This window comes from Ignavibacteriota bacterium (assembly GCA_016212665.1).
Lineage (GTDB): Bacteria > Bacteroidota > Ignavibacteria > UBA10030 > SZUA-254 > FW602-bin19.
The window spans coordinates 65,003-80,469 of sequence record JACREZ010000006.1; the positions used below are offsets into that span (position 1 = coordinate 65,003).

17 protein-coding genes and 1 tRNA gene are annotated in these 15,467 nt (G+C 44.2%); 3 read left to right on the plus strand and 15 right to left on the minus strand.

The genetic code is table 11. The annotated features are described in order from the left end of the window. Nucleotides 1-58: 58 nt before the first annotated feature. The 10 genes from nuoE to HY960_02130 all read right to left on the minus strand — a co-directional run bounded on the left by nuoE (nucleotide 59) and on the right by HY960_02130 (nucleotide 6,969). A complete protein-coding gene (nuoE, locus tag HY960_02085) occupies nucleotides 59-523 on the minus strand; it encodes an NADH-quinone oxidoreductase subunit NuoE (protein ID MBI5214522.1) in 465 nt (154 codons plus the stop codon). A gap of 72 nt (nucleotides 524-595) precedes the next feature. Next, nucleotides 596-1,846 carry an NADH dehydrogenase (quinone) subunit D gene (nuoD, locus tag HY960_02090; protein MBI5214523.1) on the minus strand — a complete coding sequence of 417 codons (1,251 nt, stop codon included), beginning with the start codon at nucleotides 1,844-1,846 and terminating at the stop codon, nucleotides 596-598. 161 nt (nucleotides 1,847-2,007) lie between these two features. Beyond that, a complete protein-coding gene (locus HY960_02095; GenBank protein ID MBI5214524.1) occupies nucleotides 2,008-2,493 on the minus strand; it encodes an NADH-quinone oxidoreductase subunit C in 486 nt (161 codons plus the stop codon). After that, nucleotides 2,493-2,996, minus strand: a complete 504-nt coding sequence (locus HY960_02100; protein ID MBI5214525.1) for an NADH-quinone oxidoreductase subunit B — start codon at nucleotides 2,994-2,996, stop codon at nucleotides 2,493-2,495. Before HY960_02100 ends, HY960_02095 begins: the two co-directional genes overlap by 1 nt. A 4-nt stretch (nucleotides 2,997-3,000) precedes the next feature. Next, nucleotides 3,001-3,405: an NADH-quinone oxidoreductase subunit A gene (ndhC, locus tag HY960_02105; GenBank protein MBI5214526.1), complete on the minus strand. Its 405-nt coding sequence runs from the start codon at nucleotides 3,403-3,405 to the stop codon at nucleotides 3,001-3,003. Nucleotides 3,406-3,505: 100 nt separating this feature from the next. After that, nucleotides 3,506-3,592 (minus strand) — tRNA-Ser (locus HY960_02110). A 71-nt stretch (nucleotides 3,593-3,663) separates the two neighbouring features. Then, on the minus strand, nucleotides 3,664-4,095 hold the full coding sequence (gene tnpA / locus HY960_02115) for an IS200/IS605 family transposase (protein ID MBI5214527.1): 432 nt from the start codon (nucleotides 4,093-4,095) through the stop codon (nucleotides 3,664-3,666). A gap of 1,017 nt (nucleotides 4,096-5,112) precedes the next feature. Next, on the minus strand, nucleotides 5,113-6,075 hold the full coding sequence (locus tag HY960_02120) for a hypothetical protein (protein MBI5214528.1): 963 nt from the start codon (nucleotides 6,073-6,075) through the stop codon (nucleotides 5,113-5,115). Between the two features lie 105 nt (nucleotides 6,076-6,180). After that, nucleotides 6,181-6,453 (minus strand): hypothetical protein, encoded by a 273-nt coding sequence (locus tag HY960_02125; protein ID MBI5214529.1) that lies wholly within the window; start codon nucleotides 6,451-6,453, stop codon nucleotides 6,181-6,183. 282 nt (nucleotides 6,454-6,735) lie between these two features. Next, a complete protein-coding gene (locus HY960_02130) occupies nucleotides 6,736-6,969 on the minus strand; it encodes a hypothetical protein (GenBank protein MBI5214530.1) in 234 nt (77 codons plus the stop codon). A gap of 102 nt (nucleotides 6,970-7,071) precedes the next feature. On the opposite strand from HY960_02130, the gene HY960_02135 reads away from it, so the two are divergent. Next, a complete protein-coding gene (locus tag HY960_02135) occupies nucleotides 7,072-7,446 on the plus strand; it encodes a hypothetical protein (GenBank protein MBI5214531.1) in 375 nt (124 codons plus the stop codon). Nucleotides 7,447-7,543: 97 nt separating this feature from the next. Here the strand turns inward: HY960_02135 and HY960_02140 are convergent, their stop codons facing one another. The 5 genes from HY960_02140 to HY960_02160 all read right to left on the minus strand — a co-directional run bounded on the left by HY960_02140 (nucleotide 7,544) and on the right by HY960_02160 (nucleotide 10,113). Then, nucleotides 7,544-7,807 carry a type II toxin-antitoxin system RelE/ParE family toxin gene (locus HY960_02140; protein ID MBI5214532.1) on the minus strand — a complete coding sequence of 88 codons (264 nt, stop codon included), beginning with the start codon at nucleotides 7,805-7,807 and terminating at the stop codon, nucleotides 7,544-7,546. Continuing rightward, the gene (locus tag HY960_02145; GenBank protein ID MBI5214533.1) at nucleotides 7,804-7,980 is read right to left on the minus strand and encodes a hypothetical protein; all 177 of its coding nucleotides are present in this window, start codon (nucleotides 7,978-7,980) and stop codon (nucleotides 7,804-7,806) included. The genes HY960_02140 and HY960_02145 overlap by 4 nt, the downstream gene beginning before the upstream one ends. A gap of 137 nt (nucleotides 7,981-8,117) precedes the next feature. Further along, a complete protein-coding gene (locus HY960_02150; GenBank protein ID MBI5214534.1) occupies nucleotides 8,118-8,366 on the minus strand; it encodes a nucleotidyltransferase domain-containing protein in 249 nt (82 codons plus the stop codon). A 68-nt stretch (nucleotides 8,367-8,434) separates the two neighbouring features. Next, nucleotides 8,435-8,851, minus strand: coding sequence for a nucleotidyltransferase substrate binding protein (locus HY960_02155; protein MBI5214535.1), 417 nt, complete (start codon nucleotides 8,849-8,851; stop codon nucleotides 8,435-8,437). 98 nt (nucleotides 8,852-8,949) lie between these two features. Further along, on the minus strand, nucleotides 8,950-10,113 hold the full coding sequence (locus HY960_02160; GenBank protein ID MBI5214536.1) for a pyridoxal phosphate-dependent aminotransferase: 1,164 nt from the start codon (nucleotides 10,111-10,113) through the stop codon (nucleotides 8,950-8,952). A 355-nt stretch (nucleotides 10,114-10,468) separates the two neighbouring features. Between HY960_02160 and dnaK the strand changes: the two genes are divergently transcribed. Both dnaK and clpB read left to right on the plus strand, forming a co-directional pair. Then, entirely contained in the window at nucleotides 10,469-12,403 is a 1,935-nt protein-coding gene (dnaK, locus tag HY960_02165) for a molecular chaperone DnaK (protein MBI5214537.1), read from the plus strand. A gap of 313 nt (nucleotides 12,404-12,716) precedes the next feature. Beyond that, on the plus strand, nucleotides 12,717-15,341 hold the full coding sequence (clpB, locus tag HY960_02170; GenBank protein ID MBI5214538.1) for an ATP-dependent chaperone ClpB: 2,625 nt from the start codon (nucleotides 12,717-12,719) through the stop codon (nucleotides 15,339-15,341). Nucleotides 15,342-15,467: the final 126 nt, after the last annotated feature.

A 15,467-nucleotide genomic window follows, 5' to 3' on the forward strand; every position in this document is an offset into this window, starting at 1 on the left:
GTCTGTCCTACCATTTTCATTATTTTTCAAAACACAAACCAGTAACCGCTAACCAGATTCAATTTAGTTTCTCCAATAATTCATCTACCTGTTCAAGCGAAAGATTCTCGAAATAGTCATCATTCACTTGCATCATCGGAGCGGTGCCGCACGAACCGAGACATTCAACCTCCGTGACGGTAAAACGGTTGTCAGATGTTGTTTCCCCGAGTTTCACTCCAAGTCGTTTACAAACATGGTCACGCAACTCTCCTCCGCCGTTCAACATGCAGGAAACATTTGTGCAGACTTGTAAATGATATTTCCCGACCGGCTTTTGGTTGTACATCGTGTAAAACGTAACCACGCCATAGACATGACTCACCGGCACATTTAACAACTGCGCAACATATTGCATCGCTTCGGAGGAAATCCAACCGTGTTGTTGTTGAATCATCCACAGGACGGGAAGTGTTAATGCTTGTGTCGTTTGAAACCGCGGTTTCAACGCTTCGATTTTTTTAAGATTTTCTTCGCTTAACATAAATCAATTAAAAATTAAAAGTGAAAAATTAAAAGTGTTATTTTGTAACTTTTAATTTTGAACTTTTCACTATCACTTATCAGCCTCTCCCATCACCGGGTCAATGCTTCCGATGATTGCAACGACATCGGAGATGAGATGACCTTTGACGAGAAGCGGCATCGCTTGCAGATTAACAAATGATGGAGAGCGGATTTTCAATCGCCACGGAACACCTTCTCCTTTGCTGACAATGTAAAATCCGAGTTCACCCTTCGAGGCTTCGATTGCATGATAGACTTCTCCGACCGGAGGATTGATTCCGAAATTCACAATCATGAAATCATGAATCAGTTCTTCCATCTTGCCATAAATGTTTTCTTTTCTCGGAAGAACTTTCTTCGGGTTCGATGCGTGAATCGGTCCTTGCGGCATTTTCTCCAAACACTGTTGGATGATTTTCACACTCTCGCGCATTTCCTGCAACCGAACATAGAAGCGGGCAAGCGTGTCTCCGTCATTATAAACAGGGACATGGAAATCAAGTTCGTTGTAAACGAGATACGGATTATCTCGACGCAGGTCATGGTCAACGCCGCTCCCACGAAGATTCGGTCCTGTCCACCCAAGACTTATTGCATCTTCTTTCGAAATAACGCCAATCCCTTCGCACCGCTGTATGAAGATGCGATTCTTGAGAACTAACTTCTCACACTCGATTAATTTCTCAGGAAACTGTTGGATGAAATCCTTAATCATCGAAAGCGAAGCATCGCTCATATCCTGAGCCAATCCGCCGACACGAGTAAAACTTGTTGTGAAGCGAACACCTGTCAGTTCATCCTGAATGTCCTGAATCTTCTCACGTTCGCGCCATGCCCAAAGCAAAATTGTCACCGCCCCTGTATCCATCACCATCGTTCCGAGCGCTACGAGATGCGAAGTCAAGCGAGCAAGTTCAGCGCAGATAACACGAATGAATTGCGCGCGTCTCGGCGCTTCGATGCCTGCCAATTTTTCTACGGCAAGAACATACGCTACGTTATTTGCAAGCGTTGAAAGATAATCGAGCCGGTCTGTGTGAGGAATGAACTCGTGGAACGACATATTTTCCGCGAGTTTCTCGTAGCCGCGATGTAAGTAACCAAGTTCAGGAACTGCCGCAACGACAGTTTCTCCATCGAGCCGGATAATCAAACGAAGCACACCATGCGTTGCGGGATGTTGCGGTCCCATGTTCAACACCATATCCGATTCGAGCGGGTCGTCGAATGTTATTGTCGTGTCCTGATTCTCAAGCGCACGAAGAATTTTTAGTTGAGATTCGGTGATGGGGATGTTCATTACTTATTGCTCTGTCTCGAAAAGAGTTTTTAGTTTCTTGTTTGTAGTTTTGGTTCGCGGTTACGGATTTGGGGTTTCAGGTTTGAAGGAGTTGCAATATGACTGATAATTATTGGCTATTGACAATTGACCATTCACTATTGACAATTAATCCCCAGTAATCAATTTTTTCTTGGTAACGGTAGTGACCCCGGAATTCCCATGAGCGGAAATTCTTTTCGAAGAGGATGATACTCAAATCCTTCGGGCATATAAATGCGCCGTAAGTCGGGATGGTTATCGAAGATGATACCGAACATGTCGTACGCTTCGCGCTCTGCCCAGTCTGCCGATTGCCATACACACGTAACGCTTGGAACGTGTACGTTCTCTTCTTCTACGCGGACTTTGAGTCTCATGCGAAATTTATTTTTCAGCGAGTAGAGATTATAGACAACCTCGAACCGCCCTTCCGGACGGTAATAATCTGCGCCGCAGACATCACGAAGAGAATCGAATTTCAGTTCGTCATCATCACGAAGGAATTGACAGACCTTCACAATATCATTTTTCTTAATAACAATGGTAAGTTCTTCGCGAAACTCATTCACCGAAACAATCGAATCGGCAAAATGAGATTGTAGTTTTTCAACAATGCGTTGGTTCATCAGACCTGAAACGTCTCCTCGATGTAAATCTTTTCTTTTTGTCCCGGCTTTTCGCCTCGTGCAATTTTCTTTTGAATTTCCATCAACCCTTTCAGCAAATTATCGGGGCGAGGCGGGCAACCTGCGACATACACATCAACCGGGATAAACTGGTCTATCCCCTGCACAACCGAGTATGAGCGATACATTCCGCCGGAAGATGTGCAAGCGCCCATTGCGATTACCCATTTCGGGTCGGGCATCTGGTCATAAATCTTTCGGACGACGTGCGACATTTTATACGTCACCGTTCCGGCGACAATCATTAAATCACTTTGGCGGGGAGAAAAACGAAACGCTTCCGAACCGAAACGGGAAACATCGAATCGGGGTCCGGCGAATGCCATCATTTCAATTGCGCAACAGGAAATTCCCATCGGCATGGGCCACAGAGAATTCTTCCGTGCAAACTTGATGAGTTCATCAAGTTTTGTAAATACTAATAAATCAGAAAAGTCAGCCATGTTCTCAGAGAACTTTCTCGTTCAGGATTGCACTGTTATTTTTTGTCCGCTCACTTGTCCACTCAAGCGCCCCTTTTTTCCAGACATATAAAAAGCCCAACATTAAAATCACGATAAACACAAGCATCTCGATAAACCCGAACAAACCGAGTTCACGGAAGTTGACAGCCCACGGATAGAGAAACACAACTTCAATATCAAAAATGATGAAGAGCATTGCGACCATGTAGAATTTCACTGAGATGCGTTCATGCGCCGAACGAACCGGCGGCATACCGCTTTCATACGTGGAGAGTTTTATTTCATTTGAATTTTTCGGACCGAACCATTCATTGACTTTTCCCATCACCAACCCGAAGGCGATGCCGATAAGTAACATGATTCCGATAGGGAGATATTGTTCGAGCATATATTGAGGAATTTTCGGTACAAAATTACCCAAAAAGAGAGAGAAATACAAAAGTAGCAACGCCTCCGAGAATTTGATAAGGTAATGATTTGTTGTTGAGCGGAAAGAGAGAGATTCGAACTCTCGGTACCCGTTAAGGTACACCCGCTTTCCAGGCGAGCCAGTTAAACCGCTCCTGCATCTTTCCGTGGTGCATGTGAATGCGGCACAAGTTTAAGAAAAAAATCCGTCCTTTCCAAGATGTTACTTGACTTGTTTTTAGCCATGATATTCGAACCCATATTTTTTTATAAATTCATCGAACTCATCACTAAAACTTGTTCGCTTATGATGCTCTTCTTGATTTCGTATATACCCCCGCACTTTCCCGACCATTGACTCACTAACGGAAACTGCAAAATATTCAACCGCCCATTCTAATTTTCTCCTCATCAGTTGGTTCGTGTTCGCCCAATGAGAAGCTTCACCTTTGATGAGCTGTATCGCCTTAGCAATTGACATATCTGCATTCAGCGAGATTAAACAATGAACATGTTCCATTTCACCATTGATCGTATCAACATAAATCTTCTTCTCGCTTGCATTCTTTCGGATGTGCTGAAACAGTTGTTCGCGGATTTCTTTTGACAAAATGCGTTCACGGTTCTTCGTACCCCAAACAGCATGAATCCATATTTTAACGTATGACATACACTTTTATATTATAATGAGATAACTAACCCCACATTCTATCATGAGGTTTGACAAACGAATGAACTATTAACCCCACAATTTATCGTGAGGTTAGACAAATAAATAAACTACTAACCCCACGATTTATCGTGGGGGAAAACGCTAAACAAAAATCACTGTGGCTTTAGCCACCGGCTCGTGGGCTGAAGCCCGAGAACTGCGTTTGCGTTACACCCCATGCTGAAGCATGGGGTTACTAAAAATAATTCTTAAGCGAGATGATAATCGTCAATTCATTCACACGGTTTTCTTTATCCCTCGCTGAATCAACTTATGATTTGGATTCATCACACAGCGGGTCACAAGGTGATCCCTTTGGGAGACGCTGGGTGGAGTATGAACGGTGCGACTTTCGGAACACATGAATTGAACTAACCCCACAATTTATCGTGAGGTTAGACAAATAAATAAACTACTAACCCCACGATTTATCGTGGGGGGAAACGCTAAACAAAAATCACTGTGGCTTTAGCCACCGGCTCGTGGGCTAAAGCCCGAGAACTGTGGGTGCGTTACACCCCATGCTGAAGCATGGGGTTACTACAAAAAATTTCTTGAGCAAGATGATAATCGCCAATTCATTCACACGGTTTTCATTATCCCTCGCTGAACCAACTTATGATTTGGGTTCATCACACAGCGGGTCACAAGGTGATCCCTTTGGGAGACGCTGGGTGGAGTATGAACGGTGCGATTTTCGGAACACATGAATTGAACTAACCCCACAATTTATCGTGAGGGTTGACAAATAAATAATCTACTTCCCCCACGATTTATCGTGGGGGGAAACGCTAAACAAAAATCACTGTGGCTTTAGCCACCGGTTCGTGGGCTGAAGCCCAATAATTGTGGTTGCGTTATACCCCATGCTGAAGCATGGGGTTACTACAAAAAATATTCTTCAGCGAATTGATAATCGTCAATTCGTTCGCACGGTTTTCATTATCCCTCGCTGAACCAAAGAACTATTTGAATTTAGATTAGTTTTGATAATTCATGAATGATGTCTTTTTCCTTAGACAAAACAGTCGTTGAATAATACAAGTCTATTTTTGTTTGTTTGATTAAAGTTGCATAGTTGTCCTCGGTAAAATAGTATTGACAATAAGGAAGCGCCCAAGCTGTGTGCCCAATATCTTCTATATCGTTTTCTTTGAATCTTCGCGATTTATCATATCGATATTGTGCATGAATAGTTGCTTTAATATTGATGAAAGGAAGTTCTTTTCTAATTTTTCTTTTATCAAACGCTTTATAAATGAGGTCAGCTATCATCTTACCCCCTTTTAGTTTTCTAAGAATCTCCATAGAAATAGTTTCACCAGTATTAACCTCAAAATAATACATCAGCATTTTCTCAAAATCATTTTGGAGAACATCTAATATTCCAGCAATCTCGTGCATAAAAACTTCATGATAAGTACTCCAAGATTGATTTTCGTCTTTTCCTTTATTAACTTTTTCAATAAGTTCACTGCTACTTTTGTGTGGTAATCCGATGGAAAGTTTTTCAACAATATCTTTCAAAGAAATATCAGAGTAATATTCAAGAAACTTATTACGGATTTGAACACTAAATTCAGATTCATTATCCCAAGTTGGAAACAATTCCCCTAAAATGAAAGGAACTTTTGTCCAAACGAAGTAAATATTTTCGTGCAGAGATTTTTGCTTAATTCTTGCCTGCTCATTTTGAATGAAAATAACAAGTTCTTGACCAACTATTTGTGTTGGAGAGATATAACAATACTGTTGACTGAAATTGTCCATTATTTCTGCAGTTAGTAATCTTGATTCTCGGTCAGTTTGCTTAAAAAGCTCTCTAAAAGTATGATAACTTAAGGGACAAATTGCTTGCTTTTCTTTAACGAGGTAAGACAACAAAGAATAAATTTCCTGTTTTTCTTTTGAGGCAAAGCCTTGTGCTACTTGGCGCATGAATATCCAGAATTTTGTATCCAGATATATTCTTTTCCTGGATGTCATGAAGCGTCCTGCTTCCAGTCTCAATTTTTTAAAGAAATCTTCCGATTCCATAACTTCTTAATCTTGATTGATATAATCTTCCGTCACCCCATACAACCGATACACCAACTCATCAATCTCTCTATCCGTTGCTTTGATTTGATGCTCGAAGAGTTCTTGTGTTGATTCAATCCGCACTTCATTCGGATTGCGGATTCCCCATCCAAGCGCCTCGAAGAACGGGTCAATGAACCGGAGACGGGTTTCGGCTTCGTTCATTTTGCTTACCGATTCTTTCCGGTACGTTTCGACTAAGGTCTTTATTTTCTCCTTGGAATGAATTCGATTCATACGGGGATGAATCTACGGAAATGGAAAATGATATGGAAATGGAGGGGAAGGAATTATCGGTACTCTGCATTTTTTTCATTCAAGTATCGCCAGCCGATAACCTATCCGGAATTCAATGGAGATGCGCTTCTGTGTTGAATGTGCTACGTGAACAGTGCGGCTACGGCTTCTCATTGAATGAATCAACACACCCCTGTTACTATCCTTCGGTTACACTCAGGGAATGATTCCCTCTTATTTTGAAGTATTTTCAACAAAATCATTCATATGATGCCAAATCAATCAAATTTTCGACAAAAGACCGCCATCCTCGAACCGAAGACGGCAATCTTCTGTCTGAAGACGACCATCTTCCTTGAGAAGATGGCAATCTTCTGTCTGAAGACGACCATCTTCTTTGAGAAGATAGCAATCTTCTGACTGAGGATGACCATCCTCTTTGAGAAGACGGTAATCTTCTGACTGAGGACGACCATCCTCCGTAAGAAGACGGAAAGGGGCCGACGTGCGGAACAATTATTCTCCCCTTGTGGTTAATTACCTTGTACGTAATGTCAACTCGTGGGTGCAGACATCATGGGGAGGCATAATCTGAGTACAGAAAGGTGGTGAAAAACTATGGCGAAAAATGAAGTCAAGCGGTTATCCCCGAAACAGCGCCAGCGCGATATTGATGCGTTCGAAGCAGTGAAAGGGATAAGCGGGTACTCCCCGAGCAAACCAACTGCACGCGTGGATGACATTCAGGCTGTTCATGATGCAATGAAAACGGCGCAAACGGAAGAAGTACAAGCGTACGGCGTTGCAGACGAGAAACGTGACATTGCAACAGCAAAAGAATGGGAATTCCATAACGGGATGTTGGAAGTTGCAGAGCAAGTCATCGCTCAGTACGGGAGCGACTCCAACGAAATACAAAAGTTGGGGTACAAGAAAAAATCGGAGTATAAATCTCCGACTACCCGCACTACAACTACGCCAACAAACGGTTAAGGAAACACCTTAACAAAAGCGAAATGGACTCCACTCGCAAGTGGAGTCCATCTATGTTTGCACATTAATCCGCAAGGGATGGTATCATTGTAGAATTTCAATCAGGATAATTTGATAAACCCCGACGGTCTACGACTCGTAGACCTTCGGGGGTTCTCATTAGTTGCTTTCTAAGTCCTTCTCTCCTAAATTCGGGAACAACTCTTCCGCTCATTGGAAATTCATTAAGAGTTCTTGCTTTTCGAAGAATCTTCATCACCACTGATTGTGCATACGCTTCTGAATCAACTGCGATGTATTTGGATATTGAATCAAGGTCATCAACAGATTCCGGGGACCATACAACCTTTTTGTCGTTCATTGACCAAATCGTTGTTCAACTTCTTCTTGTCTAAACGTGCCTTCTGTTTCAGCGCGTTCAATCCCGCGTTGAATTTTTTCAACAACATAGAGATGGTACTGAATATCTTCCATCGTACAGTCCTCCGGTAGAGTATCTAACAATGAACGTACTTTATCTTTTACAGTTTCCATGGATTCACCTTAATTTTGATTCTATATTTTTGTTATTGACCAATCGTCGCTTCATTTCATGTGCGACTCACTATCCCTTCTACAATCATCTGAACAGACAGATTTCTTTAAACTTGGAAAAAGAGTGCACCGCACATTTATCTTCGATAGAAAACTTTCCCGATACGTTGTATGTGTTCAAGTAAATCCTTGTCGTTGATTTGCCGGTAAATAGAAATATCAACCTTGTATGGTATTGACGATTCACTGAATTTCCTGCTGATGTCGTTCACGACATGGAGATTCAAATTATCCCCCTTCAAAGTAACATCTATGTCTGAACCCTCTCTGTAATTTCCTTTTGCCCGTGAACCGTAGATGATTACTTCTTCAATTTGCGGAAACATCTCAAACACGGAAATGATTTGTGCCAATACTCTCTCGGTCAATCCGAAATGAGAATTTGACGATTGAATTATTTCTTCGCGCTGTTGCGTATGTTCTCCATCGTCTGTTGGAGTTCAACAAACAAATGATAGTATGTATGAAGAATTGCCTCTGCAATTTCATCTGCAGTTTCTTCATTATATGTGTGTGCCGATTTGATTCTGCTTTCTACCATGTCCAACCAGGCATCACCGTTTGAAATCAATTTTCGACTGAACGCAAGACGAAAGGCATCTCTGCTTCCCTGAATTCCTTCGCTTCCCTGAAACTCATAATAATCCTTGATGACATTCCAGGAAAGTTCAAACGTATATTCGAACGCTTTTATTAATCCCTGCTTTTCAAGTTCATTCAGGTTTTCTTTGTCTATAAACTTTTGAAGTTGCAACAATCCTTTCTTGAAATTGTTAAAGCGTTGCTGCCAACAGATGTCATTTTCGTTCATTGCCATCTTATGTGCGACTCACTATCTTCTTCATTCGTTTGAAAGTCCGACTATTAATATCGTAGAAGATAAAGTGAGTCGCACATTCTGTGTTAAATTTACTTCAATACTTTTCGAATTCGTTCCAACGCCTGCTCAATATTCGGAATCGAGTTTGCGTAAGAGAAGCGTAAATATCCTTCTCCGAATTTTCCAAACGCAGTTCCTGAAAGACAGGCGACGCCCGCTTCATTCAACAAGAATTCGGACAGTTCTTTCGAACCGCGTCCCGTTCCGGTGATATTCGGAAAAACATAGAACGCACCGAGCGGCTTCAAACATTTGAAACCGGGAATTGAATTCAATCCGTCAACAATAACATCTCGGCGGCGTTTGAATTCTGCAACCATCTTTTCTGCTTCATCCTGATTTCCTGTCAACGCTTCGACTCCGGCAATCTGTGTAAAACTTGCCGTGCAGGAGACGCTGTTGATTTGTAACTGTGTCACCAACTTTGCAAGTTCTTCCGGCATCACACCGTAGCCAAGCCGCCATCCGGTCATCGCGTATGTTTTTGAAAATCCATCAAGCAACACCGTTCGTTCCTGCATTCCGGGAATCGAGGTAATGCTGAAATGCTGAAATCCATCATACACACTCCGACTGTAAATTTCATCAGACAAAACAAGAATGTCGTGCTTGATTGCAAGAGCGGCAATTTCCTGTATATCTTCCTTTGTCAGAATTCCACCTGTCGGATTCTCCGGCGAGTTGATAATCAACATCTTCGTTCTGTTGGTGATGAGCCGCTTCAAATCGTTGATGTCGAAACGGAAATCTTTTTCTTCTTTCAACTGCAACGGAACTGCTTTACCGCCGACGAACTCAATCGCCGATTCGTAAATCGGAAATCCCGGATTCGGGTAAATCACTTCATCACCTTCATCAATGCAAGCGAGGATGGTGAAGAACATGATTGGTTTTCCGCCGGGCGTGACAACAACTTGTTCCGGCTTCACTTCGATGCCGCGGGTTGTCGAGATGTAATTTGCAATCGTCGCACGAACAGGCGGCAATCCCGGTGCGGGACCGTAATGCGTGAACGACTCATCGAGCGCTTTCTTCGCCGCGTTGCGGATGTTGATGGGTGTGTCGAAATCCGGTTCACCGATTTCGAGATGGATTATGTGTTTACCTTTGGCTTCTAACGCACGTGCTTTTGCGAGTACTTCAAACGCCGTCTCCGTGCCAAGACGACGCATTCTGTTTGCTATGGGAATCATCAATTTCTCCTTGAAAAATTTTTGCAAATATACCAAGAATGCGCATGAATCTCAAAGATTTTGTCCCAATAATGGCTGAATAAATGACAGTTACTGCACGATAAAAGACAGGATGTCAGTCGATTTCTTTCATGGTTTACGGACTGTTCAAAACAAACAAAAAATGAAAGTTCGTTCGTGGCACACCGGTTGCAGTTAAGGGTGCGTTAATAGTTTTAGAAAACTACGGTAAAAGTACACCGTCACCCTGAACTTGTTTCAGGGTCTATGCGCACCTGTGTAGATGCTGAAATAAATTCGGCATGACGCTCCCTATAGTTTTCATATTTTTTTATCAACAAGGAGAGAACAAACAATGTCAAACAAAATTATTGGAATTGATTTAGGCACGACCAACTCGGTTGTTGCCGTGATGGAAGGGAAAGACCCGGTCGTGATTGCGAACTCAGAAGGCGCACGAACGACTCCGTCTGTCGTCGGCTTTGCGAAAAGCGGAGAGCGGTTAGTCGGTCAGGCGGCGAAACGTCAGGCGGTGACTAACTCACAGAACACCGTTTTTTCGATTAAGCGATTTATGGGTCGCTTCCACAACGAAGTAACGGAAGAGATGAAACTTGTGCCGTACAATGTTACGCAGGGCGAGAACAACACCGCGCGTGTGAAGATTGGCGACCGTGTCTATTCACCGCCGGAAATCAGCGCGATGATCTTACAGAAGATGAAACAAACGGCTGAAGATTATCTCGGCACGAAAATTTCAGAGGCGGTAATTACCGTCCCCGCGTACTTCAACGATGCGCAACGTCAGGCAACGAAAGAAGCCGGAGAAATTGCCGGACTCAACGTTCGCCGAATCATCAACGAGCCGACTGCTGCCGCGCTCGCGTACGGCATGGACAAAAAACATAAAGATAGTAAAGTCGCTGTGTTCGATCTTGGCGGCGGTACGTTCGATATTTCCATTCTCGAACTCGGTGATGGTGTGTTTGAAGTGAAATCCACCAACGGCGACACGCACCTTGGTGGCGATAACTTCGACCAACGCGTGCTTGAGTTTATTGCTGATGAATTCAAAAAGCAGGAAGGAATTGATTTACGGAAAGACCCGATGGCGCTCCAGCGTTTGCGTGAAGCGGCTGAGAAAGCAAAAATGGAACTTTCGCAAATGCAACAGACGGAAATCAATCTCCCGTTTATTACGGCAACAGCCGAAGGACCAAAGCACCTGAACCTGAATATTACCCGCGCAAAGTTTGAGCAGTTGGTGGAAGATTTGATTCAACGTTGTGTCCCTCCTGTTCAGAAAGCGATGCAGGATTCGGGCTTACGTGCTGACCAGATTGATGAAGTAATTCTCGTCGGCGGAATGACCCGCGTTCCCCGCGTGCAACAACTTGTGAAGGAAATTTTCGGAAAAGAAGGACATAAAGGCGTCAACCCGGATGAAGTCGTTGCAATCGGCGCGGCAATTCAGGGGGGCGTGCTTGCGGGCGAAGTCACCGATGTTCTTCTGCTTGATGTAACTCCGTTGACGCTCGGCATTGAAACGCTCGGCAACATCATGACTCCGATGATTCAGGCAAACACTACCATTCCCACACGCAAGAGCGAAATCTTTTCGACTGCGGCTGATAGTCAGCCATCGGTAGAGATACATATTTTGCAGGGCGAGCGACAGATGGCGTACGATAACCGGACGCTCGGCAAGTTCCATCTCGATGGAATTCCACCGGCACCGCGCGGCGTTCCTCAAATCGAAGTCACATTTGATATTGATGCGAACGGAATGTTGCACGTCATGGCAAAAGACAAAGCCACGAACAAAGAGCAGAGCATTCGCATCACTTCATCGAGCGGCTTGAGCAAAGAAGAAGTTGATAAGATGAAGCGCGATGCAGAAGCGCATGCGGCGGAAGACAAAAAGAAACGCGAAGAAGTCGAAACGAAGAACATGGCGGACAGCAAAATCTTCCAGACACGCAAGCAGTTGAAAGAACTCGGTGACAAACTCGACTCGGCAACACGAGGTAAGTTAGAAACTGCAACCGATGAACTCGAAAACGCATTGAAGAGCGGGAACATCAACGACATCAAAGCGAAGATGGAAGCGCACGATACCGTGTGGAACGAAGTCTCAGCTGAGTTATACAAACACGCAACCGCCGCGCAACAGCAACAAGCAGGACAACAACCGCCTCCACCTCCTCACGGTTCACCAACCGGCGAAGCGCCAAGCGATGAGAAGAAGGTTGAGGATGCTTCGTTTGAGGTTGTGGATGAGAAGAAGTAGGACAGACATTCCTGTCTGTCATGGGCAAGGGTGAAAGGGTGTAGAGAGCATAGGGGGAATATTCTCCCCTGCTCGCTACTCCTCCGCTCCCTTTCTTTTGTAGATAGTGATAAAGTAAATGAATAAAACAAGCCGCTTTGCATTGGTACTCTCTCCTACTTGTGTGGGGCGGCTTTTTGATTCACCACAGATGTCACGGATGCTAACACAGATATTCACAGATATAACAACAATCAGTGTTATTCAGTGTCTGTTTCAGTGTTTTTCAGTGGTGAATTTGAACAACAGAAAACCGGAAACAGAAAACTAACAAATGAACTTCAACAAATTCACAATCAAATCTCAGGAAGCCGTACAGAACGCGCAGGAGATTGCACAGAGTTACGGCAATCAGGCAATCGAGCCGGAACATGTGCTTGCCGCGCTTGTGCAGGATACCGAAGGATTGGTCGTTCCGATTCTTCGGAAACTCGGAGCGAATGTTGATTACATCAAGATTAAAATTGCAGAGGCGTTGGAGAAGTTACCGAAAGTAACAGGTTCCGGAGTCGGCAATCAATATCTTGGTCAATCGCTGAATGAATTGTTTGAGGCGGCGCTGAAGGAAACACAATCGCTGAAGGATGAATACGTCAGCACCGAACATTTATTGTTGGCGTTGGTTTCGGCAAAGAGCGCAGCAGGAAAACTGTTGCGTGACCAAGGTATCACGAAGGAAACGATTTACAAAGCATTGAAAGAAGTTCGCGGCACACAGCGCGTCACTGACCAAACACCGGAAGAAAAATATCAATCGCTCGAACGATTCGGACGAGACCTGAACGAACTTGCACGGCGCGGAAAACTTGACCCGGTCATCGGTCGTGATGAGGAAATACGTCGTGTGTTGCAAGTGCTATCACGTCGGACGAAAAATAACCCGGTTCTCATCGGAGAGCCGGGCGTCGGCAAAACTGCAATCGCTGAAGGACTCGCCCATCGGATTATTCAGGGAGATGTTCCTGAAAATCTCAAGACAAAGCGAATCATAGCGCTCGATATGGGAAGCCTTGTCGCCGGCACAAGTTACCGCGGACAGTTTGAAGAACGGTTAAAAGCCGTTCTCAAAGAAGTAACGGAATCGGACGGTGAGATTATTCTTTTCATTGATGAGTTACATACGCTTGTCGGTGCAGGAGCGGCGCAAGGCGCTGTGGATGCGGCAAACATGCTCAAGCCCGCGCTTGCACGCGGCGACCTGCGCGCAATCGGCGCAACAACGATTGATGAATACCGAAAGCACATCGAAAAAGACTCTGCGTTAGAGCGTCGCTTCCAACCGGTATTGATTGATGAGCCGACAGTGGAAGATACAATCTCCATTCTTCGTGGATTGAAAGAGCGATATGAAGTTCATCATGGCGTTCGCATTACCGATGGAGCGATAGTCGCGGCGGCACAGTTAAGTCATCGCTACATCAGCGACCGCTTCCTTCCTGACAAAGCAATTGATTTGGTTGATGAGTCTGCATCCAAGTTACGCATTGAAATTGATTCGATGCCGGAAGAATTGGATGAAGTTGAACGACGAATCAAGCAATTGGAAATCGAACGTGAAGCTGTGAAGCGTGAACAAGATGAAGCATCAAAAGAGCGATTGGAGAACATCAGCAAAGAACTTGCTGAACTCAATCAACAACGCTTAGGACTGAAAGCGCATTGGCAAAATGAAAAAGCCTTGATTCAGTCTATCAGGCAAATGAAAGAGGAAATCGAACATGCAAAAGCCGATGCAGAGAAGAAAGAACGTGAAGGAGATTTGGCAAAAGTCGCTGAGTTGCGTTACGGTGTAATTGCATCGCTTGAGAAGAACGTGAAAGAAGCGAGCGCATCCTTGACCGTCATCCAAAAAGATAAAAAGATGCTGAAGGAAGAAGTTGACGCTGAGGACATTGCAGAAGTTGTTGCAAAGTGGACAGGCATTCCTGTTAGCAGAATGTTGGAGAGCGAGCGAACAAAGTTGTTGCATCTTGAAGACAGATTGCACGAGCGGGTGATTGGTCAGGAGGAAGCGGTGCGCGCAATTGCTGATGCGATTCGGAGAAGTCGCGCCGGTTTGCAGGATGAACGACGACCGATTGGCTCGTTCATTTTTCTCGGAAGCACGGGCGTTGGAAAGACTGAACTTGCCCGTGCGCTTGCTGAGTTTTTATTCAATGATGAAAACGCTCTCGTGCGCATTGACATGAGCGAGTACATGGAAAAATTTTCTGTCTCCCGCTTGATTGGCGCTCCGCCCGGGTATGTCGGTTACGAAGAAGGCGGGCAACTGACAGAAGCGGTAAGACGAAAGCCGTATTCCGTCGTGTTGCTTGATGAGATTGAGAAAGCGCATCCTGAAGTGTTCAATGTGCTGTTGCAAGTTCTCGATGAAGGACGGCTCACCGATAGCAAAGGACGCACGGTCAACTTCAAGAATACAATTATCATCATGACATCGAATCTCGGCTCTCAACTCATCATGCAGAAGTTGATGGAATATCAAGGCTTGGGGAATGATTCGCTTGCATCAATCTATGAAGAGTTGCGCGTGCACTTGTTCGAGATTCTTCGACAATCCATCCGTCCGGAGTTTCTCAATCGCATTGATGAAATTATTCTCTTCAAACTTCTCGGCAGAGATGAACTGAGACTCATCGTTAACTTGCAACTCAAACGAGTTCAAACCATGCTTGATGCAAAGAACATCAAACTTGAATTTACCGATGAAGCAAAAGATTGGCTTGCGAAGCTTGGCTACGACCCGACTCTTGGTGCACGTCCGCTAAAGCGCGTCATTCAAAATCATATCGTCAACAAACTTTCCGAACGATTGATTGCGGGTGAGTTTGGTGATGGGGATTCAATTTCAGTTGGATTGGATAAACGCGGGTTGATTGAATTTTTCCGACGGCCATAGCATCAAATGTTATACTCACGTATTCGTCAATGATCATTTCTCCAATGACAACGGAAAACTGTAATATGAAGCCGGCGATGCCTGAAAATTAGAGTTGGTTATCCCTCCTAATTTTCTTACCTTTTG

Coding starts and splice junctions, on each gene's coding strand:
- nuoE (MBI5214522.1), bottom strand. CDS start 523: ATGTTAAGCGAAGAAAATCTTAAAAAAATCGAAGCGTTGAAACCGCGG.
- nuoD (MBI5214523.1), bottom strand. CDS start 1,846: ATGAACATCCCCATCACCGAATCTCAACTAAAAATTCTTCGTGCGCTT.
- HY960_02095 (MBI5214524.1), bottom strand. CDS start 2,493: ATGAACCAACGCATTGTTGAAAAACTACAATCTCATTTTGCCGATTCG.
- HY960_02100 (MBI5214525.1), bottom strand. CDS start 2,996: ATGGCTGACTTTTCTGATTTATTAGTATTTACAAAACTTGATGAACTC.
- ndhC (MBI5214526.1), bottom strand. CDS start 3,405: ATGCTCGAACAATATCTCCCTATCGGAATCATGTTACTTATCGGCATC.
- tnpA (MBI5214527.1), bottom strand. CDS start 4,095: ATGTCATACGTTAAAATATGGATTCATGCTGTTTGGGGTACGAAGAAC.
- HY960_02120 (MBI5214528.1), bottom strand. CDS start 6,075: ATGCGCCAAGTAGCACAAGGCTTTGCCTCAAAAGAAAAACAGGAAATT.
- HY960_02125 (MBI5214529.1), bottom strand. CDS start 6,453: ATGAATCGAATTCATTCCAAGGAGAAAATAAAGACCTTAGTCGAAACG.
- HY960_02135 (MBI5214531.1), top strand. CDS start 7,072: ATGGCGAAAAATGAAGTCAAGCGGTTATCCCCGAAACAGCGCCAGCGC.
- HY960_02140 (MBI5214532.1), bottom strand. CDS start 7,807: ATGAACGACAAAAAGGTTGTATGGTCCCCGGAATCTGTTGATGACCTT.
- HY960_02145 (MBI5214533.1), bottom strand. CDS start 7,980: ATGGAAACTGTAAAAGATAAAGTACGTTCATTGTTAGATACTCTACCG.
- HY960_02150 (MBI5214534.1), bottom strand. CDS start 8,366: ATGTTTCCGCAAATTGAAGAAGTAATCATCTACGGTTCACGGGCAAAA.
- HY960_02155 (MBI5214535.1), bottom strand. CDS start 8,851: ATGAACGAAAATGACATCTGTTGGCAGCAACGCTTTAACAATTTCAAG.
- HY960_02160 (MBI5214536.1), bottom strand. CDS start 10,113: ATGATTCCCATAGCAAACAGAATGCGTCGTCTTGGCACGGAGACGGCG.
- dnaK (MBI5214537.1), top strand. CDS start 10,469: ATGTCAAACAAAATTATTGGAATTGATTTAGGCACGACCAACTCGGTT.
- clpB (MBI5214538.1), top strand. CDS start 12,717: ATGAACTTCAACAAATTCACAATCAAATCTCAGGAAGCCGTACAGAAC.